This is a genomic window from Roseobacter cerffii, assembly GCF_054226325.1.
This window is the reverse complement of the sequence record NZ_CM135757.1, coordinates 2,528,443-2,552,480: the sequence shown is the minus strand read 5'-3', so window position 1 is coordinate 2,552,480 and position 24,038 is coordinate 2,528,443. Positions and strand designations below refer to the sequence as shown.

General features: G+C 59.3%; 20 protein-coding genes and 2 tRNA genes. 13 read left to right on the top strand and 9 right to left on the bottom strand.

Annotated elements, in window-relative coordinates; translation table 11 throughout:
• Positions 1-289: 289 nt before the first annotated feature.
• Positions 290-658 (top strand): YybH family protein, encoded by a 369-nt coding sequence (locus ACVC7O_RS12360; protein ID WP_458322432.1) that lies wholly within the window; start codon positions 290-292, stop codon positions 656-658.
• Between the two features lie 810 nt (positions 659-1,468).
• Here the strand turns inward: ACVC7O_RS12360 and ACVC7O_RS12355 are convergent.
• On the bottom strand, positions 1,469-1,714 hold the full coding sequence (locus ACVC7O_RS12355; protein ID WP_458322431.1) for a hypothetical protein: 246 nt from the start codon (positions 1,712-1,714) through the stop codon (positions 1,469-1,471).
• A gap of 186 nt (positions 1,715-1,900) precedes the next feature.
• On the opposite strand from ACVC7O_RS12355, the gene ACVC7O_RS12350 reads away from it, so the two are divergent.
• From ACVC7O_RS12350 to ACVC7O_RS12340, 3 genes are all read left to right on the top strand, one after another.
• Positions 1,901-2,782, top strand: a complete 882-nt coding sequence (locus ACVC7O_RS12350) for a DUF2189 domain-containing protein (protein ID WP_458322430.1) — start codon at positions 1,901-1,903, stop codon at positions 2,780-2,782.
• 482 nt (positions 2,783-3,264) lie between these two features.
• Positions 3,265-4,248 (top strand): sensor histidine kinase, encoded by a 984-nt coding sequence (locus tag ACVC7O_RS12345; RefSeq protein WP_458322429.1) that lies wholly within the window; start codon positions 3,265-3,267, stop codon positions 4,246-4,248.
• A 7-nt stretch (positions 4,249-4,255) separates the two neighbouring features.
• Complete coding sequence (locus ACVC7O_RS12340) at positions 4,256-4,630, top strand: hypothetical protein (protein WP_458322428.1); 375 nt, start codon at positions 4,256-4,258, stop codon at positions 4,628-4,630.
• Positions 4,631-4,845: 215 nt separating this feature from the next.
• Here ACVC7O_RS12340 and ACVC7O_RS12335 read toward each other — a convergent pair whose 3' ends face one another.
• Positions 4,846-5,469: a TetR/AcrR family transcriptional regulator gene (locus tag ACVC7O_RS12335; RefSeq protein WP_458322427.1), complete on the bottom strand. Its 624-nt coding sequence runs from the start codon at positions 5,467-5,469 to the stop codon at positions 4,846-4,848.
• 629 nt (positions 5,470-6,098) lie between these two features.
• Here ACVC7O_RS12335 and ACVC7O_RS12330 point away from each other — a divergent pair.
• Complete coding sequence (locus ACVC7O_RS12330; RefSeq protein ID WP_458322426.1) at positions 6,099-6,695, top strand: chemotaxis protein CheB; 597 nt, start codon at positions 6,099-6,101, stop codon at positions 6,693-6,695.
• Positions 6,696-6,841: 146 nt separating this feature from the next.
• Here the strand turns inward: ACVC7O_RS12330 and ACVC7O_RS12325 are convergent, their stop codons facing one another.
• Together ACVC7O_RS12325 and ACVC7O_RS12320 are read right to left on the bottom strand one after the other, a co-directional pair.
• Positions 6,842-8,434 (bottom strand): glucan biosynthesis protein, encoded by a 1,593-nt coding sequence (locus ACVC7O_RS12325; RefSeq protein ID WP_458322425.1) that lies wholly within the window; start codon positions 8,432-8,434, stop codon positions 6,842-6,844.
• A gap of 431 nt (positions 8,435-8,865) precedes the next feature.
• Complete coding sequence (locus ACVC7O_RS12320; RefSeq protein WP_458322424.1) at positions 8,866-9,699, bottom strand: class I SAM-dependent methyltransferase; 834 nt, start codon at positions 9,697-9,699, stop codon at positions 8,866-8,868.
• Between the two features lie 820 nt (positions 9,700-10,519).
• Between ACVC7O_RS12320 and ACVC7O_RS12315 the strand changes: the two genes are divergently transcribed.
• The 3 genes from ACVC7O_RS12315 to ACVC7O_RS12305 all read left to right on the top strand — a co-directional run bounded on the left by ACVC7O_RS12315 (position 10,520) and on the right by ACVC7O_RS12305 (position 15,128).
• Entirely contained in the window at positions 10,520-12,559 is a 2,040-nt protein-coding gene (locus tag ACVC7O_RS12315; RefSeq protein ID WP_458322423.1) for an AAA family ATPase, read from the top strand.
• 315 nt (positions 12,560-12,874) lie between these two features.
• Positions 12,875-13,366 (top strand): hypothetical protein, encoded by a 492-nt coding sequence (locus ACVC7O_RS12310; RefSeq protein ID WP_458322422.1) that lies wholly within the window; start codon positions 12,875-12,877, stop codon positions 13,364-13,366.
• Positions 13,356-15,128, top strand: a complete 1,773-nt coding sequence (locus ACVC7O_RS12305) for a phage terminase large subunit family protein (protein WP_458322421.1) — start codon at positions 13,356-13,358, stop codon at positions 15,126-15,128. Before ACVC7O_RS12310 ends, ACVC7O_RS12305 begins: the two co-directional genes overlap by 11 nt.
• Here the strand turns inward: ACVC7O_RS12305 and ACVC7O_RS12300 are convergent.
• Positions 15,125-16,426, bottom strand: a complete 1,302-nt coding sequence (locus ACVC7O_RS12300; protein ID WP_458322420.1) for a hypothetical protein — start codon at positions 16,424-16,426, stop codon at positions 15,125-15,127. The genes ACVC7O_RS12305 and ACVC7O_RS12300 overlap by 4 nt on opposite strands.
• 549 nt (positions 16,427-16,975) lie before the next feature.
• On the opposite strand from ACVC7O_RS12300, the gene ACVC7O_RS12295 reads away from it, so the two are divergent.
• From ACVC7O_RS12295 to ACVC7O_RS12275, 5 genes are read left to right on the top strand one after another with little or no spacing between them, the layout of a single operon-like run.
• Positions 16,976-17,449: a hypothetical protein gene (locus ACVC7O_RS12295; protein ID WP_458322419.1), complete on the top strand. Its 474-nt coding sequence runs from the start codon at positions 16,976-16,978 to the stop codon at positions 17,447-17,449.
• 1 nt (position 17,450) lies between these two features.
• Positions 17,451-18,839, top strand: coding sequence for a phage portal protein (locus tag ACVC7O_RS12290; protein ID WP_458322418.1), 1,389 nt, complete (start codon positions 17,451-17,453; stop codon positions 18,837-18,839).
• The gene (locus ACVC7O_RS12285; RefSeq protein WP_458322417.1) at positions 18,829-20,589 is read left to right on the top strand and encodes a prohead protease/major capsid protein fusion protein; all 1,761 of its coding nucleotides are present in this window, start codon (positions 18,829-18,831) and stop codon (positions 20,587-20,589) included. Before ACVC7O_RS12290 ends, ACVC7O_RS12285 begins: the two co-directional genes overlap by 11 nt.
• A 3-nt stretch (positions 20,590-20,592) precedes the next feature.
• Positions 20,593-20,814, top strand: a complete 222-nt coding sequence (locus tag ACVC7O_RS12280; protein ID WP_458322416.1) for a phage head-tail joining protein — start codon at positions 20,593-20,595, stop codon at positions 20,812-20,814.
• Between the two features lies 1 nt (position 20,815).
• Positions 20,816-21,145 (top strand): DUF2190 family protein, encoded by a 330-nt coding sequence (locus tag ACVC7O_RS12275; RefSeq protein WP_458322415.1) that lies wholly within the window; start codon positions 20,816-20,818, stop codon positions 21,143-21,145.
• A gap of 180 nt (positions 21,146-21,325) precedes the next feature.
• Here the strand turns inward: ACVC7O_RS12275 and ACVC7O_RS12270 are convergent, their stop codons facing one another.
• From ACVC7O_RS12270 to ACVC7O_RS12255, 4 genes are all read right to left on the bottom strand, one after another.
• Positions 21,326-22,594, bottom strand: a complete 1,269-nt coding sequence (locus ACVC7O_RS12270; protein WP_458322414.1) for a DUF6538 domain-containing protein — start codon at positions 22,592-22,594, stop codon at positions 21,326-21,328.
• Positions 22,595-22,728: 134 nt separating this feature from the next.
• Positions 22,729-22,818, bottom strand: a tRNA-Ser gene (locus tag ACVC7O_RS12265).
• Between the two features lie 152 nt (positions 22,819-22,970).
• Positions 22,971-23,045, bottom strand: a tRNA-Asn gene (locus tag ACVC7O_RS12260).
• 81 nt (positions 23,046-23,126) lie between these two features.
• On the bottom strand, positions 23,127-24,038 hold the full coding sequence (locus ACVC7O_RS12255) for an MBL fold metallo-hydrolase (protein ID WP_458322413.1): 912 nt from the start codon (positions 24,036-24,038) through the stop codon (positions 23,127-23,129).

Sequence of the window (24,038 nt, the reverse complement as noted above, 5' to 3'; positions counted from 1 at the left end):
CAAACTGTCGTCAAACTGGTTGTAGAGGTCTGAAAACGGATTGGCCCTAATTCGAAACAGATCAAATCCGACGGCAAGAGACCAACATCCTAAGTTGCCGGTCATTGCACCCGGCTCGGACGCGGCGCAGCGTCACCTCACCCGCCAACCGCTGCATCCGCGAGAACGACGCGCAGCCCCGGGGTTGGTAACGCAGACTTTCACGAACTACGGTTGAGCGGTAGAGTTTGGTTGCCGCGATGTTAAATGGCCACGTCTACTTGTCAGCATCCCAGTGTTGGAAGTCTCAATGTCTGCGAAAGACTTCGTCAAAGAGTACGAAACGGCCCTCGGAACCCAAGATTGGACCTCCGTTGCGCCGCTTATCAGTGACGACGCGATAGTGATCTTTTCAAATGGATCACTTCATGCGGGGAAAGACGCGATCAGGGCGGCATATCAACACAACTTCAGTACGATAAAGGGTGAAGAGTACCGGATTGAAAACGTTCACTGGCTAGCCGAAACGGCGGACGCAGCCGCTTACAATTTTGAGTTTCATTGGACTGGCGTCGTTGAAGGACGTCAAGCTTCGGGCTCGGGACGTGGTACAGCGGTATTGGTCCGTAGAGCTGACCGCTGGCTACTGGCTGGAGAGCAGTTGGGGCCAAAGTCGTAGCAGCGGATTGCGTTCTTCGGCGTTGCGGTCACTCGATAGTTTTGGAGTCCGGAGCATGGCATCATCCGCTTGGACCCAAGCTAGCGGTTTCGTAAGGACGACCCTTTGCCGACCTCGATACGCTGCACTTGTGCTTGAACGCACTTCTCGCGAAACTTGCGGCTTTTGACATTGCCAATTCTGGTCATCTGGATGATCGAGCTGGTCTCGAACCGACCTGGTGAAATGCCATTGGGAGGTGTCTCTTCTCTCGCAATCTCTCTCTGCGAAATTTATTCAACCACGAGTCGGGCGTCTTCAGCGACGATACGCAGCCTTGCCTGCAGGCCGTGCAGCCTAGCGTCTCGCTCGCCCACCTAATTTCTATCGCGTTTCCGATTTATGTCGCGACACCGGTAGCTGTCCGACCGGGTCAAGTGGTCGTGAGGGCGCTTGCCGCACCCTCACGACCGGTCACGTCCGGAAACGAAGGAACCATCGGTGACCATCTCGCGGCTATGGGCGGGCGGTTTGCCAATGGCCGCTTTTAGAGCACAGAGTGGACGGTTTGTGCGCCGGATCGTCTTTCAGACGCTCCGTTGCTCGGGCATTCATGTATGCAAACACCGCAACGAAACCAACGGTGCCAAATGCGAGGACAGTCATCAAAGTTCCCATCGAGTTCTCCATGTTTGCTGATATTCGGCTTACGCTCGGTTGCATGATTTGGATTAAAATTATTATTATAATTCAATGGCATACATTGGTATACGCCTGAAATTCTTTGGATTTGCAACGCATTGCGTCAGCTATGCGGCAGGCTGACGCAGGCTACCGGAAAACGACAATTGCGATGAGAAGGAAGGCGCCAAACGTGATCCAGCCAAATCCTGCGGCAATGATCGAAAGCATGAAGAGAGCGGTCATGAATCCACCGACTTCCAGGTAGCTGCGACTTCTTGGTAACTGCTGCAGCCGACGCAGCTCGGCGGCCATCTCCCGGCGCCGGAGGCGCGAGAGGCCGTGAGCGGCAACCTGAAAGCAGGTCTTCTCGATCAAACCAAGGAGCGGCGCCATATTCTTCATCTGCCTAGGGTATCAATGCCCAATACGCGCGCCAAGCCGGTGAACTGCACCTGAGCTCCAGCTCAGCTTGCTGCTCCGCGACAATCCACGATTTTTGTGCTATAATGCCAGTACGGGACACGTCAAAGACCACTGAAATCCATCTCCATGTTCGGGCGCAAGCCAAGGAGGAAGCTCATGGTTCGGACAATCGGCAACCCGCTATCTTGGATGGCCCAGGCATTCGGCGGGGGCGCACAAGGCGTCAGTTCAGGTGTGCAGGAACTCGGCGGCGCCGATGACGGTCAGGTCGAGCTCCGAGAAATCGACGTGTCACATCTCAAAGAGGCGTTGAGCGAAGGCAAAGCCGACTTTCTAGCGCTGCGAACCGACGTATTTTCCATTGTCTTCATCTACCCCGTGATCGGTCTTTTTATGGTTTGGTTCGCCCTGAACAATCAGAACCTATATCTGATCTTCCCGCTGATATCAGGTTTTGCACTTTTGGGTCCTGTGGCTGCCATTGGGCTCTACGAGATGAGCCGACGCCGGGAACTGGGCGTCAAGACCAGTTGGTGGGACGGCTTCTGCGTGATTGGGTCGCCATCAATCCTGCCCATCCTCGTGTTGAGCGGACTGCTCGCCACAATCTTTCTGGTTTGGATCATCTTCGCCCATTTCGTTTACGCCCTGACCCTGGGCCCTGAGGCTCCGGCGTCTGCGTCCATCTTCCTGCAAGAAGCGCTAACGACGGTGCCGGGCTGGCTGATGATCACGATTGGCAGTGCTATTGGCTTTGTCTTTGCGGCGGTTGTGCTCGCGATCAGCTGTGTGTCCTTTCCTATGCTGATCGATCGGCGTGTCGGTCTACCGGTCGCTGTCGTGACATCTCTGAATGTTGCCAAACGCAACCCGCGAACAGTTGCGGCGTGGGGCGCAATTGTTGTCGGCCTTCTGGGGTTTGGGGTGCTCACTTTATTCATCGGATTGATCTTCGTCCTGCCAATTCTGGGTCACGCCACGTGGCATCTCTATCGTAAGGCGGTTGTTCCGCGTTCCCATTCAGCGAGCGAGCGGTAGCGGTCATTCATGACGCAGCAGTGCTGGGTTCGAACTCACAGCCGAGCTTGGCGCAACGCGATATCTGGGCGTGGACAGCTCTTTGGTGCCGTTCGCCGATGGGTCGGGATGCGACGGCGTAGCCCTTCGAACCAATCATTCGGCGCATAGCCAAAGCGATGATGGTCCTGAGTATACAGTCAGTGGCACGGAGCAGCGGTCGGCCTGGACAGCCTGGTCGCGGCCGCAGTCATTCCTTGCCCTTTGAGGGCATCATCGAAACAGCACAGCGCGGCCGTGGTGAAATCCTTGGATCGCTACGCCGTCCAGACTGGCCTTGGTCTGACCGTGACAGCCCACATGACCATAAGTCCGCAGCCCTCCAGCGCCAGGCCGCGCTTCCCAGATTCCAGGCGCACAAAGTTAACAGACAGCGCAAATAGTCAATATCTATGCCAACTCGGTATGCTAAACTCCAACTGTCGTTTTCCGAGCGGTGAGCCATGACATCAGACTACCTCGAGATCAAAGACGATCAGCATCGACGGAATGCTGCCGCACTGGAAGCAGCCAATTTTGGTGTCTTTGAGTTCGAGCCTAAAACCGCAAGAGCGTTCTGGGACGACAGGGTTCGTGAACTCTGGGGCGCGAGACCTGGAGATGTGATTGACTACGATTACGTCATCTCAAAAGTTCATCCAGAGGACCGCGACTATCACAACCGCGCAACCGAAAAGGCGCTTGATCCAAACGGCCCTGGCGAGATGGATATCGAGTATCGCCTGGTTGAGCGCGCGGATCAGCCAGAGACCTGGATCAGAGCGAAAGCGCGGACCCTCTTTGAGAACGGCGAGGCGATCCGGCTGGTCGGAACCGTCGAAGACATCACAACACGCAAGACCGCACAGCTTCGCAATGACGTTCTGCTGCGTGAGCTTCAACACCGCTTGAAGAACACGCTCGCGATCGTTGGCTCGGTGGTCCAACGCTCAAAGACGCATCATTCGTCTGTGGAAGACTATTCCAACGCTATCACAGGTCGGGTTCATGCGCTGTCACAAGCACAAGAGCTGCTTCGATCCAACGATTGGCAGGACGTTTGGTTGTCGCATGTGTGCGAAAGCGTTTTGGACAGCGTCATCGGTGAAACGCATCAGGTCAAAGCAAACTGGGAGCACGATATATTAATCCCAGAACAGTATGTCCTGACATCATCGATGGCGATTTATGAACTTGCGACCAACTCGATCAAATATGGTGCGCTCGGCAGCCCCGATGGGTCGGTTGAGCTCTCAGGGCGAGAGAACGGAGCGTCAAAGCAGTTTGAATGGCGAGAGACGGGCGGCCTGAATACGGACATTGGGGATCTCCCGGCCACAGGCTTCGGCAGCATGCTATTGTGCAGCATCTGGCCACACGAGTTGAATGGCAGATCCACCTACCGGGGGGAAGCTGGCGGCGCCGTCTATCGGCTGGTCTTGAATTGACAGTGTGATGAAACAGGAACGTTCAGCGATACTCGTGGTCGAAGACCAGCTACTTCTGGCAATGGACATCTGCATGTCTGTCGCCGGAGAAGGCTTTGAGACCTTGGGCCCTTGCAAAAGTGTAGATAGCGCGCTTGAAGTATTGCTCGGCGAAACGCCGAAGGCCGCAATTCTGGACGTCAATCTGGGATCGGGGGCCACCAGCGAGCCGATTGCGGAGGAGTTGACGCGGCTAAAGGTGCCCTTTGCCTTTCTCACCGCCTACAGCAAGGACATTCCAATCATGGATAAATTCCCAGAGGCTCTCTTTGCGAACAAGCCCCTGAATGACCGTGAGATGAAACGCCTTCTCGAGGGGCTTATGGGATTGGCTGAGAGCTAGTCCTAGTCATTGTTGGCGAAGCGCTGTTTTGCTTCAGCGTCGCTGGAAAGCGTTCCCTGTTTGCAGACCGCATGTCTGCCATTTGCTGCCTGCTCGAATATTGGGGATGACTAGCTTTCATCCTGCGAACGGTGCGGCCTTTGCAAGAGCCACTATTAGCGTTCGCTGCCACCTATGACGGCGTTCTTTGCCGCGCAGTTTCCATGCCCCCTTTTTCAGCGCGCACCCGGTACATCAGAGAACATCAATCGAAGATGTGTCCGCAACAGTCTGATTTGCGCCGGCGCTATCTTCCAATTGTCGATAGCCCTGCTCAAAACGATCCCGCCCTGTGCGGTTGTGCAAAGCAGATCCCCAAGCTCGTCAAAATCGACCTGCACTTTGGGTGGGTATACCTTCGCGACCTCTTCCAGGTAGGCGCGAAACTTGGCCCGCCAGCGGAGCATAGCGTCCCGGTACAGGTTGCGGACGGAGGCGTCGAAAAGCCGGTCCTGGTAGGCAGCAGCCGCGATCAGACATCCGGGGTGGCCGTGTTCCATTGAGTCGTAAGCTTCCGCGAACAATTGCAGACCGATCAGGACACGCTCTAACGGATCTTCGCTGAGGTCCGCCGCGCGTCCAAAGAGGCGGTCCAGAAGGTCATCCGTGTCAGTGATGTAGTCCTCAAGCAAAGCGCGGGCGAGGGCGTTCTTGTCCGGGAAATGATAGTAGAATCCGCTTTTCGTGATGTCCGCTGCCGCGACGATCTCTTCGATGGACGTCGCGTCGAACCCCTTATCGAGGATCCCAGTGCGGGCGATCTCCATGATGTGTTGTCGCTTGCCTTTGGTTTTCTGCATCACTGTACCATCGGTAGACTTGGACGTGGTGAGGCCCACCTCTCGTCGCCGAGCCTGCGGTTAAGCCTTTGATAAGTTGAGCCGAAATCTACGGTATCACAAACCAGTTGCCCTCACCAGCCAGGGTGGTGCGGCCCGTCAGAGCATTGAAGGTTTTAACCGAAGATCGCTGCTAATCGGAGACCACGTCGCTTTGGACGCACGACACATGCCGCCAAGGAGGCGTCCAACTGTTGGTGCAATAAGGGACACATCGCCTGCGCCATTTATCTGCGGTAGAGCGTAGGCAGCAACCGACGTGCCGTCAGTCTATCAATGATTTAACGGTCATCCTTCATTCTCTGAAGAGCGTTTTGACCTTCGCTGATCAACTCATCTATTTGTGTTGCAGCACCGCCAACGCGACTTGCAAGACTTCTGACTTCCTTGGCAACCACAGCAAAACGCTTCCCGGCTCCTGCCTTGGCATTGTAGTTTGAAAGGGGACGCCGAGCAGACGGAGACTCACGACGATAAAACAATCTCAGATGTCTTGCGCATCTGATGCAGACTAAGAGCAACCGCCAAGGTACTGTGCCTGCGAGCACATCTGCCATTGCGGCAAGCCGTGCGTGATCGACGGTGACCCAATGAGAGAAGTGAAAGTGCAGGACAGGCATCAGGATCGAGAGAGATACGTCGTCGCGATCGGTGCTTCAGCCGGGGGTCTCACTGCCATCCGAGAACTCATCGCCGAGTTGCCAAAGGGCTTTGCGGCGCCGATCGTGATCGGAGTGCACAGCGAACCATCTTCACAGCTAACAGAAATCCTGAGCGGATATAGTTCCCTTAAGATCAAGAAGATTACAGATGGTGATCTGCTTGAGCCGGGATGGATCTACGTCGTGCCCGGCGCACGGCACGCGTTGTTTCGAAACGGCCGTATCCAGCTCTCGGAAGTGGTTCAAGAATCCGGATTTCGGCCATCCATAGATGCCATGTTCATGACACTCGCGGCGGAATATGGAGAACACGGGATCGCGGTTGTCCTGTCAGGGATGCTGAAAGACGGGATGCGCGGTGCGCAGGTCATTCACGACTTGGGAGGTCAGACAATCGTGCAGGACCCAGCCGATGCCACTCATGCAGGGATGCCGAACAGCGTTATCCGCCATGATCATCCCGAGGCCGTCCGCTCTGCAGCACAGCTTGGCATCTGGCTGCGCGACTTGGTCGGCACGACCTGATTGGCCCGACCTGATTGTCGGGGGCAAGATCCTGCACAACGCCACCCAAAAGGGGTCATTTTTTGGGATAATGAGATGGAAAACAAATGGTGCGGCGCATGCGAATTGATCGCGTGGTTTCGTCTCTTCGAAAAATGATCAGCGGATCAATTCGCCGAAGACGCTGACGGCGGCCGCATCCACTGGAAAAGCCAAATCTCCGAAAGTTTGCGCTCATTGTCAGCAACATGCGCCATCAGTTCGATCAAATCAGCCTCTTGCCCGTCAATGTCGAAGAAGAGCCGCCATCGATTTTCTGCGGCCTCGATCTTGTGCAGAACCGTATTGGATATCTCACCCGAAGAGGCGGTCACCACCGGAAATACCTTGGCCTCCGGGTCAAGGCCACCCAGAGCGCCGCCCTCGAAATCAACAACGAATTTCCGCAGATTGGGATTGTCCACGGGAACGCCGGATGCCCCTCCAACACCAGTGCGGGTGCTTTGCACATACGCCAGCTCGCCGCCGCCATCCGCCGGCAGCGCCCCCCAATGCATGCGGTAGCGGTAGTTGCGTGTCTCGCCCGCTTGCGGGGCAGCATCGGGGACCCATAGAAGGACGATGTTGTCGTCAATCTCCAAATCCGCCGGAATCTCGATGAGACGGAGCTTGCCCGGACCCCAGTCGCCCACGCGGTCGACCATCACTGAAGGTCGGTTGTGATACTGCGCACCGGCATCTTGATAGGCTTCGTAGTCTCGGTCCCGCTGAACCAGACCGAACTCGATGATCTCGTCATCCGCGAAAAATGAGTTCGAGACGCGCGGCGGATTGTTGAGGGGGCGCACCAGCACATCGCCCGAGGCCCGCACCATGCGAAGCAAATCGCTGTCGTGCACCTGCGGGCGAAAATCATCGAAGCGCCGTTCGGAATGCTCCGCGAAGTAGAACATTGAGGTCAGCGGCGCGAGACCCAAGTGCGCGACGGTTTCGCGAAAATAGAGTTCGGCCTCGACATCGATGACCGTATCCGCGCCGGGGGCGATCACAAAGCGGTACGCGCCTGTCAAGGAGGCGCTGTCCATCGCGGCATAGACTTCAATTGCGCTGTCTTCGGTGGCTGGCTGCTGAATCCAGAAGGCCGTGAACCGCGGAAACTCCTCAGGCCCGCTTTGCCATGTGTTCAATGCCAATCCACGTGCCGAGAGCCCATAACTGTTGCCGGCGCCGAGCGCCCGGAAATAGCTGGCTCCGAGAAAGGTAATCAGTTCGTCATAGGTTTCGACGGTGTTCAAAGGTGTGTTGATCTTGAGGCCCGCCACACCCGGGAGCGAGACATTCTCGGGGACCTTCTCACCGACTTCATTGCGATACTCGAAATCTCTAGTGCTGAAGGTCAGCGGGCGGGCTTTGCCATCAATGATCTCGTAGAGTCTGACCGGTTCCTGGAACAACCAGCCGGGATGGAAGGCCTCCAGACGAAAACGAGTATTGGTCTCGGCCCAGGTGGCAGCTTCCGGACGGAAGTAGATGTTGCGATAGTCGTCGTAGCTCAGCGCTCCCAGAAAACTGCCAAGCGGTTTGGGCGGCGTGTCCGGAATGGCAGCCTGCGCCTTCATGTCACGTTTCAGCCCGTCGAAGGAAAACGGCGTCTGAGCCTGTGCTGCAGTCTGTCCGATCAGCACACTGGGTGTCAGCGCGGAGCTTAGCATGAGCCCGCCCAAAACGCTGCGGCGGGAGAGTTTCTGTCTGATTGTCACCAGTGTCGCATCTCTTTTTTTAGTCGACCATCATAGTGTCCTTTGACCTCAAACTGGCAAGATGCAAAGCTTCACAAAGCTGCTATCGGCAGGGTTTTGTCGTGTTGTTGAGCAAGGCCGGATCGAAGAAGGCGAGCGCAAGCTTGGGCGCCTTCAGCAATCCAGCAGAGAAGATCATGTGATCAGTGTCTTTTGTATCTGCCTTCGTATCTGTCTTGCGCCAATGCCCTGGGCGGAATTTGAGCTGGGTGCCTCGCGCGGGCGGTCGCATCCTTAGAGTGCGATATGACTGGGCCCGATTGGATCATGTCAGTCAATGAAGTGGTCAGTGATTCAGCTTCAGAACATGAGTGACAATCGAAACCGCCGAACTCTCCTCTCACCATTCGACACCGCGTTCCTTCGATGTCCGGGGCACAACATCATCGTCATTATTCCTGAGCACGAGTAGCGGAAACAATAACGGATGGAGCAGCCACACGATAGCCAGTTGTACCTTGCCGGCCTTCGGTGCGTGTCCGCGCTGCGAGATCGGCTCGGATGGCGTCCCGAGCAGCTGTCGGTTGCCCGCCGAGCAAGGAGGCGGCGCGGACTGCGCCTCGGTCAAATGCATCAAATAGCTCGTCTGGCCTTTGAACTTCGAGCTGAGATTTTACCTCCAAGACCTCTACATCCACAAAGCCCGCAGCTTCCGTAACTTCCTTCGCGATCTTATTATCGGCGAGAAGATGCGCGTCCGGCCCGTCTGGTAAGCTAACTGTTGGGTCACCCAATCGCCCGACGGTATCAAACAACCATCCGAACGCGCCGTCAGACCCCTTGCCGTGCCAGATTGAAAATGCCAGCCGTCCACCGGGCCTCAGCACGCGTGCGACTTCGATCAAACCAAGGGCCGGGTCTGGAAAATGCGGCACGCCGAAACCGATGGTCACAGCATCGAAGGCCTCGTCCGCGAAGGACATCGCCGTCGCATCGCCACGCACAAACTGAGCCTGAGGGACAGCTGCTCGGGCAAGCGCGATCATTGCATCGGAAAAATCGAGCCCGGTCACGGTTGATCCACGTTTCACGAGTTCCGCTGCAACGACGCCGTGCCCTGTACACAGATCGAGAACGTTCATGCCCCTTCCCGCAGATACCGCATCTGCCAGTCCCTTGGCCACAAGATGAGTGGCAATCGCGAAGCCATCCGCATAGCCTTTCGCGATGTTAGGATTGCCCCAACCCTCGCGCTCCATCTTTTCAAAGTCCGTTGTGTCCGCCATTGCTATCCCCCAAAGCCTTCCGTGAGCCTAGAAGGACGAACGAGGTTTTGAAAGATGAGGTTCGAGCACAGCTGCGACGATGGAACGGCGCCGACCTGTCGCGTGACTTACATCCGAGACTGATAAAGCACAGTCCCGGAAATTCATGCTTGTCGCTTTCGGTTCATCGCAATCGAGCAGCCGATCGGACAGAACGACTTAAACCTCAGATCATAGACATGATCGAGGCAAGCTTGATGAAGGATCAACGCGCAGACTGACCGCTTGAGGACAAGATCGGCGAGCTGGAGCGACAGAGGCTGCTCACTCAGGACCTGGTCGAACAAAGCAGCAGTCAAAAGTACCCATTTTTTGAGGAGTCGTTCGAACTCGCTTGTAAGTTCTTGGTCAATACCCACGAGCTTTGGAAAAACAAGGACTTGGGCGGCATCATCACCAAACGTGTAGTCTTGTGTCTCGTCATTTATACGGTTTGATCTTCTCTCAAAAAAAGAGGGCGTTCGAACGCCGCAAGCATCTGAACTATTTAGGTTTTTTCAGGGTTTTAGCCAAAATGGAAGATGGCGGAGACGAAGTCCGCTCCTGCGCTCACGACGATCTAAATAATATATCAATATCAGACACTTATGAATCTGCGTTGTCAAAATTGTGGACAACAATGTGGACAAGGATTCCTGCGTCCAGTCGAATCATAACAGTTCGAATCCCTGAAATGAAAGCCGCCGCTCCGAGTGCAATCGGAACGGCGGCAAGCTGTGTTTCGTGCGACAGCAAACACGACGCTCCCCCAGAACACCGATGAACCGAAAGGATTGCCGATATGGCCGAAATTGTAGCCCTTAAACCCCCGAAAAACAACCCGAACATGGCCGCCGCGCTCAAGCTGGCCGAGGCCGGATACCCCGTTTTTCCGGTGTCTCAGGAGCGCAGGCCCCTGGTGAAATGGAAGACCGCCGCAACCGACGATCACGCCCAGGTGCGGCGCTGGTGGAGCAAGTGGCCGGACGCCATGCCCGCGATGCCGACGGGCTCCAAGAGCGGCGTGAGCGTCTTGGACATCGACCGCAAGAACGGGAAGGACGGCTATGCCGAGCTTCGCAAGATCGGCCTCGACCCGGACGCCCTCAGCCATGTGCGGGTGCAGACCCCGAGCGGGGGCGAGCACATCTATTTCCAGCACCCGAAGGGGCTCAGGAACTCGGCGTCGGAGATCGCCCCCGGCCTCGACGTGCGGGGCGATGGCGGCTACGTCCACGCCCTCGGCGCGGTCAACGGCTCGGGTATCTTCCAAGCCCTCGACACGCACCTGGCCGACGACTTGCTCGGCCTGCCGGGATGGCCGGAGACGCTTCGGCAGGTGCGCCGTGAGCCCGAGCTTGCCCCGAGCCCCCAGGCACCCGATGCGACCGACAATGACCTCGCCTGGGCGCGTCAGGAGCTTGACGACGTTTGTGCCGAACTGGCCGCCGCCGAGCCTGGCGGGCGCAACCATGACCTGAACCGCGCGGCGCATCGCCTGGGCGGTATCGAAGCCGTGGGGCTCCTGGGCGCTCAGGAGATCGGCTATCGGCTCCTGGCGGCGTGCGCCGCGAACGGCCTCCTGCGGGAAGACGGTAAGGAAGCCTGCGTGGCGACGATCAAGAGCGGGCGAAAGAGCGGACGCTTGAGTCCAAGGTATCCCCCGGACCCGCCTGTCACCGACGACGATTTCGAAGACCTGCGCACCGAAGAGGATTTCAAAGACCCGGACCAATGGGCGGCCTTCATTCTCGGCCAGCCGATCCCTGAGCCCTCGGCCAAGACCAAGACCGGCGGGCTCACCTTCATGTCACCCGGCGAATGTGAGGATGAGGCGCGGCGCGGGTATGTGGTCAAGGGGCTGATCGGCCCCGGCCAAATCGGGTGCATCTTCGGCGATCCTGGGGCGGGCAAGAGCCTGATCGCCCCGAACATCGCCTATGCCGTCGCCCAGGGGCGCGAGACCTTCGGGATGCGGACCAAGGCTGCGCCCGTGTTCTACGTGGCCGCCGAGGATGAAGCCGGGATGCGGGGGCGCGTCCGCGCGCTCCTGGCCGAGCATGGCGAGGCGGACGGCTTCAAGCTGGTTGGTGGCGTGTCCGACCTCTTCCGCAAAGACTCGCCCGACCTCAAGGCGCTGCGCCGGGCCGTGAAGGACCAGCGCCCGAGTCTGATCGTCATCGACACGCTGGCCATGGCCTTCCCTGGGATGGACGAAAACAGCGCCGAGGGCATGGGGCGCGTTGTGGCCGTCGCTCGGGCGCTCACCAAGTGGGGCGCGGCGGTCATTCTGGTCCATCACGGCACCAAAGCTGAGGGGAACACGCCGCGCGGTCATAGCCTCTTCAACGGGGCGCTGGACATGGCGTTGCATCTCAAAGCCAAGGACCAGAACGGGATTGTGCGGGGGCACCTGACCAAGAACCGAAACGGTTCGATTGACCTCGACATCGCGTTCACCATTGGCGTCCACCAGTTCGGCCATGACGATGACGGCGACCCGATCACGTCGGCATTCGCCGAAGAGATTTCGTCCGACGCCCTGACCCGAATGGTTCGACTCTCACCGACCGAAAACGCGGTCATGGCCAACTTCGCAGAACTGGCCAGCGGTGCGGAGCATGTCGAGAGATCGGCCCTTCGCGAGATGTGTCTTTCGGATGCGGCGGTCTCATCTGCGGAGAAGGTGGCCTACCGGAAGGACACGTTCAACAGGGCGCTCAAGTCCTTAGCGCAGAAGCGCGTGCTGGAAGTGGGCACCGATCAAGTGGGCCTAGTCGTCTCTGGGGCAATTTCTGACGACGATTTCGAAGACCTTGAAGATGAAGGGGCGGAGCAATGAGACCGAGACCGACCGAGACCAAGGCGAGACTGGTCGCGATTGTCTCACCACGGCATGGCTGCGGAGGCCGAGACCGACCGAGACCACACCCTTTAGGGTGGTCTCGCCGTCTGGTCTCGCCGCTGCCCCGCTCTGCATCTCTGGAGTTTCTGGAAATCCCTAGAACCGCTGGAGCCGGGGATGGCGGGCTCGGGTCCTTCCTGGAGTTGGCGTGTTGCGGGGGGCGCGGAGCCCCGACATTTCGCTCACTCCAGAATTTTTGGAATCGACAATTCAACTCTGGAATTTCCAGAAACTCCAGAAAGGGGCCAGCCCATGGCAGACGATGAAGACCTCCTGGGCTTCGATTGGCCAGCGCCGGAGAACTCCGAAACCGTGAGCGCCGCCGATCTATCCCAATGGCTGAACCTTTCGCCCGCGCGCATCCACGCCCTGGCCCGCGAAGGCGTGATCCCGAGACATGACGGACGGTTCGACCTGCAAGCCGCGATCCTCGCTTATGTCGAGCATCTGCGGGCCGGGCAGAAAGGCCGCCTGACCAGCAACCCGGACCTGGCCGAACAGAAGCTCCGACTCGCCAAGGCCAACGCCGAGAAAGTCGAGATCGCCAACGCGAAGACACGGGGCGAACTCCTGGACGCCCGGCAGGTCGCGCATGAATGGCGGGCCGTAGTGGTCGACCTGCGCGCCGCCGTCCTGGCGATCCCGAGCCGCGTGACCGCGCGCCTGGGGCTCGACCGCAAGGCGACACAAGCCCTCGACGCCGAAATCCGAGACGCCATGGAGATGATCGCCGATGACCGTTGACCCCCGTTTCGCCGATCTGCGCTGCGAGGCGCTGGAAGCGTTCCGCCCGCCCGCGAAGCTGCGTCTTTCCGAGTGGATCGAGTCCAGCATCTTCCTGCCCTCCAGCCTGGCCGCGCAGCCTGGGCGGATGCGCCTGTGGAAGCCGCAAATCGAGATCGCCGACTCCATCGGCGACGATACGGTCGAGCGCGTCACCATCCTGAAATCGGCCCGCGTCGGCGCGACCCAACTCATGGTCGGCGCGCTCGGGCATTTCGTCCATAACGACCCGTCGCCAGTTCTCTGCACCGTTCCGGCAGAGGCGGACGCGCGGCACCTTATGGTGAGCGTGGTGGAACCGACCTTCAACGAGTCGCCGTCGCTCCGGGCCGCCTTGACGACGGATGCGTCGGGCCGCGACGTGCTCCTGCACCGGCATTTCGCAGGCGGGTCGCTATCCATCGTCTCGGCCCGCGCGCCCCGAAACCTTCGCGCCCGAACGGCACGGGTGCTCTTCGCCGACGAAATCGACGCCTACGAACTCAGCGCCGGGGTGGAGGGCGATCCCGTCGAACTGGCGATCCGCCGCACGATGACCTTCGGCAATCGGCGGATCGTGTTGGCCTCGACTCCTGTCGACGCCGAGACCAGCCGGATTCTGCGGGCGTATGAGCAATCCGACAAGCGGGTCTTCGAAGTGCCATGTCCGGGGTGCGGCGATTTCCATGAGATTGTCTGGGCGGACATCCGGTGGGACGCCGACAAGCCCGAGACGGCGCATTGGGTGTGCCCGTCGTGCGGGTCTGTGGTGGAGGATCACCAGAAGCCGCCCATGGTCGCAGAGGGCCGCTGGACGGCCACCGCGCCCCAGGTGGAGGGGCACCGGGGATACAAGCTCACGTCCTTGACCTCGACCCTGCCGAACGCCTCATGGCCGCGCCTGGCCGCCGAGTTTGTGCAGGCCAAGCGGAGCCCGACGACTCTCAAACCGTGGTTGAATACCGTCCTGGGCGAGCCGTGGCGCGGTGAGGGCGACGACCTGGACGCCACCGACCTTGGCGCGCTCCAGCGCCCGTTCTCACTCGACTCCGTGCCCTCTGACAGCCTGGTGGTCACCGTGGGGGGCGACGTGCAGGCGGATCGCATCGAAGCGACTTTCGTCGCCTGGACACGGGACGGCGATATGCGCGTGCTCGGCCATGAGACCGTCTGGGGCGCACCAACCGAAAACGAAACCTGGGCCGAGGTAGACGACCTCTTGCGCCGTCAATTCCATCACCCACCCGGGGGGCTCCTGACGGTCGACGCGGCAGTCATCGACTCCGGGAATTGGGCCGATCATGTCTATGCGTTCTGCCGTCCTCGGGCGGCCCGGCGCGTGCTGGCGGGCAAGGGTGTGGCCGGGTTCTCTCGCCCGTCCTTGGCGTTCTCCACAAGCCGCAAGCTCCGGCTCGGGCTGGTCGGTATCGACGGTATCAAGCAACAGCTTCACCAGCGCCTTGCCCATGGTGAAACGATCCTGTTTTCCGAGACGCTACGCGGCGATTACTTCGACCAGATACGGGCCGAGCGGCTGGTGACGAAATTCAGCCGGGGGCACCCGGTGCGGCGATGGGAAATCATCAGCGGACGGCGGAATGAAGCCCTCGACACCTTGGTCTATGCCTTTGCAGCCCGCCAGCTTGTCGGCGTTGATCTGGATCGACGTGCGGATGATCTGTCCCGAGTAAACGGACCGAAGTCCCGCCGAACAGTTTTCCACTCGGCCTGGCTCAGCAACTAACCCTTATTCACCAGTTTATTGGCTGCCTCTGAAACGGTATCCGTTACACTGTCCACTAGCGTCTTTACAGTTGTATCGTCCAACTTGACGTTTTTCCGCTCGGCCACCGCGTTTTGCTGACCAAACATTCTTCTGACCAATTCGGCCTTGATTGCTTGCTGCTCTTTCTTTTCTAAACTTGCAATAAAAGGGTCTAACGCTTTTGTCTCAAGCGCGTAGGATCGTAGCAGCTTCTCATTGTCACGATGCATTCGAGATTGGCGGGACGTGTAGCTTGCGGCATAGATCAAAATCGCCGTAAGGGACGACGCAGTAATGACATCCGGCCAATTCACACCACCATCTGGCCCAGGCGTAAAGCCGCTGTTGTACTTGATGAGCAACCAAATTGCTGTTCCCGCAATGCACGCAAGAGATACAAAACGCCAAAAGTTAGCTTGTTTTTTCTCGTCACCAGCACTCGTTTGATAACCACCTGCAACACTATCGCGACCAACAAGTTTGTGAATCTCTTTGACCTCTTCATGCTTTTGCGACACGTCTGCCAGGACTGCGCGGCCCGTTTCTTGAAAGTGATCTAGCGTCGCTTGCAATTTGTCCTTTTGCGTCTTTTCAATGTCCGCTTGTTGATTGTCGATCTTCGCGTTCCATTCGGTCAGCAATTCTTCGAACTTGGTCTCTCGCGCAATTTGGTTTTCTGAATATTCTTCAGCCCGAGTTGTCTGTTTGTCCGTAAATTCGCTCTGCCATTCAGAGAGCTTCTCGGCCACAGATGTGTCCAAGGTGGCTAGCTCGGCCTCTAAAGACTCAGCCTTTTCGCTTATCCGCTGTAATTCGGCTTCGTGGTTGTTGAACCGCTCATCTGTCTCATTCGCGGTTGTCTCCATGGATTCGGTAAACGAACCAAAGGCTTTCTGTGCCTTTGTGATCGCGTCTTGAGCCTCCATTTGCCGAGACATTGATGCAAGGTTGAATATTTGCGGAGCGTATTGGGTTATGTGGTCATTGGCGACCGTCAAGTGGTTCATCTGCGGCGATGAAGAATACGCTTGAAGTTGGTTGTTGAAATGCTGGTGAGCCAGATGCTGATGGATTTGGTCCAGCCATTGCTGCGGGTAAAACTCAGGATTCAAACCGGCAATGATCGTCCGCAGATTCTCAACGACACTTACCAGTCTTCGCCGCTCGTCTTCGAAAGCCGCGTCCGTATCCTCAACTTCAGTTTCAAGGTACTCTGCCGCCTGGTTCAAAAGCTGATGGATCGGGTGTTTCTCAAAAACTTCAGACCAGCGAGACACTATAAATTCCTTTGATGCGCATTCATGCCACTACATATAGGCGAAAACTCGCTCATCTAAAAGGTGTCGAGACATAAAAATGGTGCTGCTCGACGGCGTGGAAAGACCGATCCAGCTAGGTTTGTAGCGTTTTTACCCAAGGGGCCGTGGTATCAAGGCTTGAATCCCAATCCGAAACCATCCTGTCGCTGAGTCCAGGAACTGCGTAGGCAAGCACGTCAGAGGGTGGTAGCACACCAGCCTTTTCGAACCTTCTGATTATCAGTCGCCTGATTTTGCCAAGCGGGTAGCCTCTTGGATACGCATTGCAGAAGATCGTTTCCGCCTCTGCTTTGAGACGATCCATCTTCGACAGTCCAAAATCTTCTTTCACTGGCACCTCCAAAAAGGTTGGGGCGGAGCCATGACTACAACCCCGCCCCGAGACTGAGGAAAAGCGACGATCAGGTCGCTCGTACCAACTAACACCTGCGAAGTATCTTCGCAAGAATTAACTTGCGAATCCACTTCGCAGGTTGTACGCCCTTGTGAGCAACACAGGAGGCACACATGGAAGTCACCCTTCGCCAAGTCGCCGACGCAGTATGGAAAACGCGCGGAGATCGAGACACTGACGACGAGCGCCAGCGCATCTATGACCGCGCTCGAATGCTTCGAGACAAAGGATTGATTTCGAGTAGCCAGCCCCGTTCACAAGGAAAGACAATGACGTTCGCAGAGGCCGATGTTGTAGCGGCTGTCGTGAGCATTACAGCAAGTCTGAACGGCACAAACTGGAACACTATCGAGCATCTGAATGCAGAACTCGGCAAAAAGCTCAGGGCATTCTTGCCGGACATAAAGTCTGATCGTCCGGTCTTTGCGAGAATTGATCTTGTAACCAAGCCATGGTCGCACGTAACGGCTGTGATCGGCGGCCCGGAAGTGAGGACCCAGGACTACGCCGAAGGGTCGACACAGTTTCTAGTCTGGCCTGTCACCGATCTTGTGAAGCCTGTCTTAGACCTGCTGCGGGAAGGCTAAGATGGCGTTCGCGTTCCTCCCGAAATGGTTTCGGCGGACTGCCGAACCGCCCGCTCAAATGCGGTCCTTCGACGCCCAAAGCGGGCGACGGTTCGGTGCGCGTGCCAACTATGCCAGTCACGGCCCCGAGACGTTGGCGGCGGGTCCGACCATCCGAGCCCGAGCCCGGCACGCCTATGCGAACAACGGCTATATTCGGAACGGGGTGAACGCGATTGTGGCCGAGGCTGTGGGGGCCGGAATCGAAGCAACTTCGGCGCACCCTGATCTGACGATCCGAGCCGAGATCGACTCCGCCTTCCTAGACGCGGCAGCGCGGATTGACGCCGAGGGTCGCACCGATCTGCGGGGCCTCATGGCGGCTGCGGTGCAAGCCGAGATAGTCGACGGTGAAGCGTTCTTCCTCATCGAAGACCGCGCCGGGCGGGCCGTGCTGCGCCAGCTTCCCGCCGAGTTTGTTGACGAGTCGATGACGACCGAGCTTTCGGGCGGCGGCTACATCGTCGCTGGTATCGAGTTCAACGCCCTGGGCGAGCGCGTGGCCTACCATATCCGGCCCGCACGCCCGACCGATCTATTCCCGACCGCGCCCGAGGCGATCCGGGTTCCTGCCGAAACCGTTTTGCACATCTTCCGCCCGCTCGGGCCTGGGCAGGTCCGGGGCGTGTCGCAACTGGCGAGCATCCTCCTGACGGTCAATGAATTTGACCAGCTTCAAGACGCGCTCCTGGTCGGTGCCAAGGTGGCCGCGATGCACACCGGGTTTGTCACCGACGTGAACAACCTGGGCGGCGCGGGCGACGGGTTCTCCGATGCCGACGCGCTCGGCGACATCAGCCTGGAGCCCGGCACCATGCGGGTTCTTCCCGGCGGCCTAGACGTAAAGTTCAACACCCCCGAGCAAGCCAAGGACGGGATTTCCTTCGCCAAGCTCACCCTCGGCCAGATTGCCGCTGGCCTGGGCGTGCCCCAACACCTGGTTGATGGCGATCTGACCGGGGCGAACTATTCGAGCCTTCGCGCGGGCCTCCTGCCGTTCCGGGCCAAGGTCGAACAGTTCGTCTATCACACCCTGGTCCCGCAATTCCTGGACCCGGTATTCCGCCGCGTCGTCACCGACGAATATCTGGCCGGACGCCTGGAGCTTGCCGACCTGGCACCCGCCTTGCGTGTCGAATGGCTGGCCCCGCGCCCTATGCAGGTCGACCCCGCCAAGGATGCTCAGGCCGTGCGTGAACTCCTGGCCATGGGGCTCACCAGCCGCCGTCAGGCCGTCGCCTCTCTTGGCTGGAACGTGGATCGACTCGACGCCGAGATCGCAGCGGACGGTGAACGTGAACGCGCCCTTGGCCTGACCTTTACGACAACAGGAGACGACAATGCCGCTTGATATGAGCCGCGCGGCCAGCACGCGCCCCAATTCATACGACCCCGAGACTCGAACGGTTTCGGCAGTCATCGCAACCCCCACACCCGTGCAGCGACGGGATGCGCGGGGGCCATTCTTCGAAGTTCTGACGGCTGACACTCTGGACCAGTCCGCCGTCGACGGTTTGCCCGTCCTGGACTCACATCGAACCGCGTCCGTTCGAGACCAGGTGGGACGGGTTCGGTCCATCTCTTTGGAAGGGGACTCGGTTCTCGCTCTTCTGGAGATGACCTCCGCCGAAGATGCCGCACCCGTGGTGCAGCGGATCGCGGACGGAACTGTCACCGGGGTTTCCATTGGATACCGCGTGGCCGGATGGACCGAGAAATCCGGGCCAGAGGGGCGCGTTAAGACGCCAACCCGTTGGCACATCACCGAGGTCACCTTGACCTCTAACCCCGCCGATCCCTCGGCACGACTCCGGCAGAAAGGAAACGACATGCCCGAAGACACTATCGAAACGGTTTCGCCGGAAGCGGCGGAGCAAACCCGGCGGAGCGACATTCGCACGCTGGTGCGCGAAGCGGGGCTTGGCCCCGAGATCGCCGACGATCTGATCGACGCTGGCGCGGACCTGACCCGTGCCAAGGCCGAGGTCTATGACGCGGTGCAGGAGCGCCGCCGCTCGGCCCCGATCATTCGCACGCACGCGGCGCAGAACGATGACCCTGCGGTCATCACCCGCCGTCAATCGGACGCCCTGGCGACACGCATGGCGGGCGGCGAGTGTCCCGAGGATGCCCGGCAATACCTGAACTTGTCCCTGCGGGACATCGCAACGGAAAGCCTCCAGCGGGCCGGTGTGTCGACCCGTGGCATGAGCGCCGATGACGTGTTCACCCGCGCCGCCGCCCACACCACGTCCGACTTCCCGCTCCTGGTGTCGAACGCCATGGGCAAGGTCGCATTGGACAGCTACCGGGCCGCCGAGTCGCCGCTTAAGACCCTCTGCCGTCAGCGCACGTTGCCGAACTTCAAGGAGTCCACGGCGATCCGCCTAGGCGAAATGGGGCGGCTGGAAGAGATCGCCGAGAATGGCGAGATCACCCACACATCGCGGGCCGAGAACGGCGAAACCATGCGCCTCAAGACCTTCGCCCGTGGCGTCACCGTGTCCCGGAATCTCCTGATTGACGATGACCTGGGGATGCTCGGCGACACGACCGCTGCCCTTGGCGAAGCCGCTGCCCAGACCGAAGCGGACATCCTGGTCGACCTGATCGTCAGCAATCCAAACCTGTCTGACGGCACGCCGGTCTTCGACGCCAGCCGGGAAAATGTCGGTGCATCGGCCATGCCGACGATCACCGCCTTGACCTCGGCACGGCAGGCGATGCGGACTCGTACTGGTCTGGACGGTGCCACCATCATCAGCGCGACCCCGCGCTATGTCCTAGTGCCCGCCAACCTGGAGACCGAGGCCGAACAGGTTCTCGCCAGCATCCAGCCAAACAAGAGCGATGATGTGAACCCGTTCGGCGGCAAGCTCACGCTCCTGGTCGAGCCCCGGCTTCCGTCCAACACTTGGTATGTGTTCGCCGACACCGCCCGCCTGGCGGCAATGCAATACGCCTACCTGTCCAGCGCCCAGGGTGTCCAAATCCAGCGCACGGAAGCCTGGGACACGCTTGGAATGAAGTTCCGGGCATTCCTCGATTTCGGCGCGGGTTGGCTCGACTGGCGGGCGGCCCACCAGGTGCCGGGGGCGTAAGCCATGGCCCTGACGGTCGACCAGCTTGTCGCGGCGCGTGACGCGCTCCTGGACGCCCGCGTCCAGGGCGTGCGGCGCTTCCGTGACCAGAACGGCGAGGAAGTTGAATACAAGTCCGACGCCCAGATGGCCGCTGCATTGGTGGCCCTCGACCGCGAGATCGCCCAGGCGACGGGACGGGCCATTCCGACAACCCTCCGTTTCAGAACTTCGAAAGGAACCTGACATGAAGAACTACGTGCAAACTGGTGAGAATATCACCGTGACCGCAGAAGCCGCCGCGACCTCTGGTGACGGCGTGCGGGTCGGAACCTTGTTTGGCATTGCCTCTGGTGACGCCGAGATCGGCGACCCGCTGGTGCTGGTGACCGAAGGCGTCTTCGAAATGCCCAAGGTCGCGACCGATGATATCGCCGTCGGAGCCGCCGTCTACTGGCGTTCCAGCGACGGCTTGGTGACGACCACGGCGTCCGGCAACACCAAGGTCGGTGTGGCGATCATGGCCGCTGGCAATCCGTCCAGCGCCGTCCGCGTTCGCCTGAACGGCACCTTCTGACCCAATGAACGCCCCGGCCACCATCACGTCCAACCTCCTGCGCCTCCATAGGGCGCGGGACAAGGTTGCACGTTTGGTGGTGGCCGATCCGGTCTATGCGCCGATCTTCCAGCGCCTTGAATCCGAGATCGCCGAAGCCGAGGCGGCGGAAGACATTGTGGCGCGAGCTCGGGCAGTCGCTCAGAAGGCCAGCGGAGCAAGAATCTCACGCTGATAGTCCAGCGTGGCCCCGTCACCATACTCTTCACGGGTTAGACGGTGGCCCATCAAGTCCCGCCGAACCCGTTCATCCACCTTGGCCGCAAGCAAGCGGTCTTCAAAAGCGTGCCGCAATGAGTAGAGAGAATGCTTGTCCGACTCCAAGAGCCCGTTTTCCCGAAGGTACTTGTTCACCGCCCCGGACAAGCCCGCCTTGTCGCGGTATCGCGGGAAACCGTTCGGAAAGCCGCGCATAGCTTCAAGGCTCACGCCCGTCAGAACGATCCGGCGGCGCGCGCGACGGCTCTTGAGTTGCCGTCCTACGGGCTCAATCGAGATGTGGGGTACGTTGTCAGTCAAGTGGATCGTCTCGGGTGTCAGGGCGGCAATTTCCGAGGGCCTACACCCCGTGTTGACCATGGCCAACATGATCGCTCGGGCCTCATCGTTCAATCCGTCCAGCGCCCCAGGCTTCAACAGGTGATCGCGAATCCACGTCGCCGAGAACGGCGGGCGTTTCTTGGCCTCGCCCTCTTTCAAGGACAGGTCAGAAAGAGGCAAGACCAGCCCGAGCCGCTTCATCCGATTGACCGTCTTGAGCACGTCGCCCAGGTGGATCAAATCCTTGTTGGCACTGTTGGGCGTCAGGTCTTCATCGGCGATGCGATCAATCCACCAGTCCCGGAAGGCCAGCATGTCGTCGCCCGTGATCTGGGGAAGTGGCCTGTCGCCAACCACGTCCACGAAATTCTTCACGGCCTTGATCCTGGGGTTCTTCCATCGGCGAAGCTGGTCTTCGCTCTTGCCCAGGGTCTTGTCCTTGGCCAGTCCCCAATAGAGATCGAGCGCACGAGTGACCGTGATCGGTGGTTCGGAGACGCCCCCCAAGAGTGCCGCCGCTTCCATCGGGTTGGGTTCGCCTTTGTGTTCGGGGACGGCCTCGACCCGCTCCAGAAGCTCGGCGACAGGAAGTGCCCCGACTTTGGCGGCGGGCAGGAAGCGAAAACCCCGACGCTCAGCCAGTTCACGCGCGGCCTCGAAACGGCGTTCCGCATCATCTGTGTCCCCGGCAAGGCGCGACTCCCAGGCCTCGATAAGCTCCGCCCAGGCGGCCTCGGCCTTGAGCTTGGCCAGTTGCTCGGAGTCGGTGTGAAGGCTCTGAGAAACCAACTCACGCGGCTCAATGGACGCGAACCGCTTCGGAACCCGTCTCCGCAGGTGGTAGGTCTTCCCGATCTTCTTGAGTGCCATGGCTACACCTTTTCGGCGGACGATGTAGCAAAAATGTGGACAAAAAAGTGGGCAATTGTCAACCACCAGTTTAGAGGCGATACCTCTATGCTGCTGATCTTAAATGATAATTCGCCAGTTTATCGAGAAAAAGGTGGCGGAGACGAAGGGATTCGAACCCTCGAGACGGTTTCCCGCCTACTCCCTTAGCAGGGGAGCGCCTTCGACCACTCGGCCACGTCTCCGCCGACGGGTATAGCCGCGCAATCATCGGAGTTACAAGGTGAAATTCGCCTGATCAGGAATGATTGGTCGGCCTGTTGTTTGATGTGGGGCAGCTGTTGGGCGCCTGATATAAAAAGGGCTTAGCAATGACATGCTAAGCCCTTGAATTCTTTGGCTCCGGCGGTAGGGATCGAACCTACGACCAATTGATTAACAGTCAACTGCTCTACCGCTGAGCTACGCCGGAACGGTTTTGGCGATATAGCAGCGGCACTTTCAGCCGTCCAGAGGGTTTTGCGGGATTCTGCAATTTTTGAAACTCCGCCCGCTACAACAGGTGAAACCGCGTATCCGCGCGCAATGGCGCCTTGGGTGCGATCCGGTTTTTCCCAACCAGATCAATGAGGTGCGCCAGAACGTTGCGCGTCGCCGCCGCGATCAGACCGGCCGGTGTGTCCCCATAGATCCGTTGCGCCAACTGGTGGGCATCGGAGGGTCCTGCGGCCAGGGCCTCGAGGATCGCGGCTTCGCGCGCCAGTCGGTGCGAGATGAGCCAATCGAGACGCGCCTGCGGATCCTCCACGATATCGCCGTGCCCCGGATAGAACCGCCGCCATGCGTGTCGCTGCAGGCGCCGGCACGACATCATGAAATCCGTGAGATCGCCATCGGGCGGGGATACCAGAGAACTTGCCCAGCCCATCACGTGATCGGCTGTGAAACAGACGTCCTGCCACCCGAAGCACAGGTGATTGCCGATGTGACCGGGCGTGTGTAACGCGCGCAGCCGCCAGCCCGCGCCGTCGATCACGTCTCCATCGGCCAACTCATGATCCGGGGCAAAAGCACGATCAATCCCCTCGCCACCGCCGACCATGCCGCCCTCGGCCAACCGCTGCATGACCGCTGAACGGCCCTTCTCGGCGGGGCCAAACCCGTAGATCGGCGCGCCACAGGCGTCTTGCAACGCGGTGGCGAGCGGTGAGTGGTCGAGATGCGCATGGCTGACAACGATATGAGTGATCGTTTGGCCCGGCTCCAGCGCGTTCAGAATGGCCGCCAGATGATCTTCGTCTGCTGGCCCCGGGTCAATGACCGCGACCTCGGTCTTGCCCAGAAGATAGGTATTCGTGCCGCGATAGGTCATCGGCGAGGGGTTCGGCGCGAGGATGCGGCGCAGGCCCGGTTCGAGCCGTTGGGCGAGGCCCACGGGCGGGTCGAAGTCTTCCAATGACAGCAT

Excerpts from the sequence above, each read along its gene's own strand:
- ACVC7O_RS12360 (WP_458322432.1), top strand. The coding sequence starts at position 290 with ATGTCTGCGAAAGACTTCGTCAAAGAGTACGAAACGGCCCTCGGAACC.
- ACVC7O_RS12355 (WP_458322431.1), bottom strand. The coding sequence starts at position 1,714 with ATGGCGCCGCTCCTTGGTTTGATCGAGAAGACCTGCTTTCAGGTTGCC.
- ACVC7O_RS12350 (WP_458322430.1), top strand. The coding sequence starts at position 1,901 with ATGGTTCGGACAATCGGCAACCCGCTATCTTGGATGGCCCAGGCATTC.
- ACVC7O_RS12345 (WP_458322429.1), top strand. The coding sequence starts at position 3,265 with ATGACATCAGACTACCTCGAGATCAAAGACGATCAGCATCGACGGAAT.
- ACVC7O_RS12340 (WP_458322428.1), top strand. The coding sequence starts at position 4,256 with ATGAAACAGGAACGTTCAGCGATACTCGTGGTCGAAGACCAGCTACTT.
- ACVC7O_RS12335 (WP_458322427.1), bottom strand. The coding sequence starts at position 5,469 with ATGCAGAAAACCAAAGGCAAGCGACAACACATCATGGAGATCGCCCGC.
- ACVC7O_RS12330 (WP_458322426.1), top strand. The coding sequence starts at position 6,099 with ATGAGAGAAGTGAAAGTGCAGGACAGGCATCAGGATCGAGAGAGATAC.
- ACVC7O_RS12320 (WP_458322424.1), bottom strand. The coding sequence starts at position 9,699 with ATGGCGGACACAACGGACTTTGAAAAGATGGAGCGCGAGGGTTGGGGC.
- ACVC7O_RS12315 (WP_458322423.1), top strand. The coding sequence starts at position 10,520 with ATGGCCGAAATTGTAGCCCTTAAACCCCCGAAAAACAACCCGAACATG.
- ACVC7O_RS12310 (WP_458322422.1), top strand. The coding sequence starts at position 12,875 with ATGGCAGACGATGAAGACCTCCTGGGCTTCGATTGGCCAGCGCCGGAG.
- ACVC7O_RS12305 (WP_458322421.1), top strand. The coding sequence starts at position 13,356 with ATGACCGTTGACCCCCGTTTCGCCGATCTGCGCTGCGAGGCGCTGGAA.
- ACVC7O_RS12295 (WP_458322419.1), top strand. The coding sequence starts at position 16,976 with ATGGAAGTCACCCTTCGCCAAGTCGCCGACGCAGTATGGAAAACGCGC.
- ACVC7O_RS12290 (WP_458322418.1), top strand. The coding sequence starts at position 17,451 with ATGGCGTTCGCGTTCCTCCCGAAATGGTTTCGGCGGACTGCCGAACCG.
- ACVC7O_RS12285 (WP_458322417.1), top strand. The coding sequence starts at position 18,829 with ATGCCGCTTGATATGAGCCGCGCGGCCAGCACGCGCCCCAATTCATAC.
- ACVC7O_RS12280 (WP_458322416.1), top strand. The coding sequence starts at position 20,593 with ATGGCCCTGACGGTCGACCAGCTTGTCGCGGCGCGTGACGCGCTCCTG.
- ACVC7O_RS12275 (WP_458322415.1), top strand. The coding sequence starts at position 20,816 with ATGAAGAACTACGTGCAAACTGGTGAGAATATCACCGTGACCGCAGAA.
- ACVC7O_RS12270 (WP_458322414.1), bottom strand. The coding sequence starts at position 22,594 with ATGGCACTCAAGAAGATCGGGAAGACCTACCACCTGCGGAGACGGGTT.
- ACVC7O_RS12255 (WP_458322413.1), bottom strand. The coding sequence starts at position 24,038 with ATGCTGTCATTGGAAGACTTCGACCCGCCCGTGGGCCTCGCCCAACGG.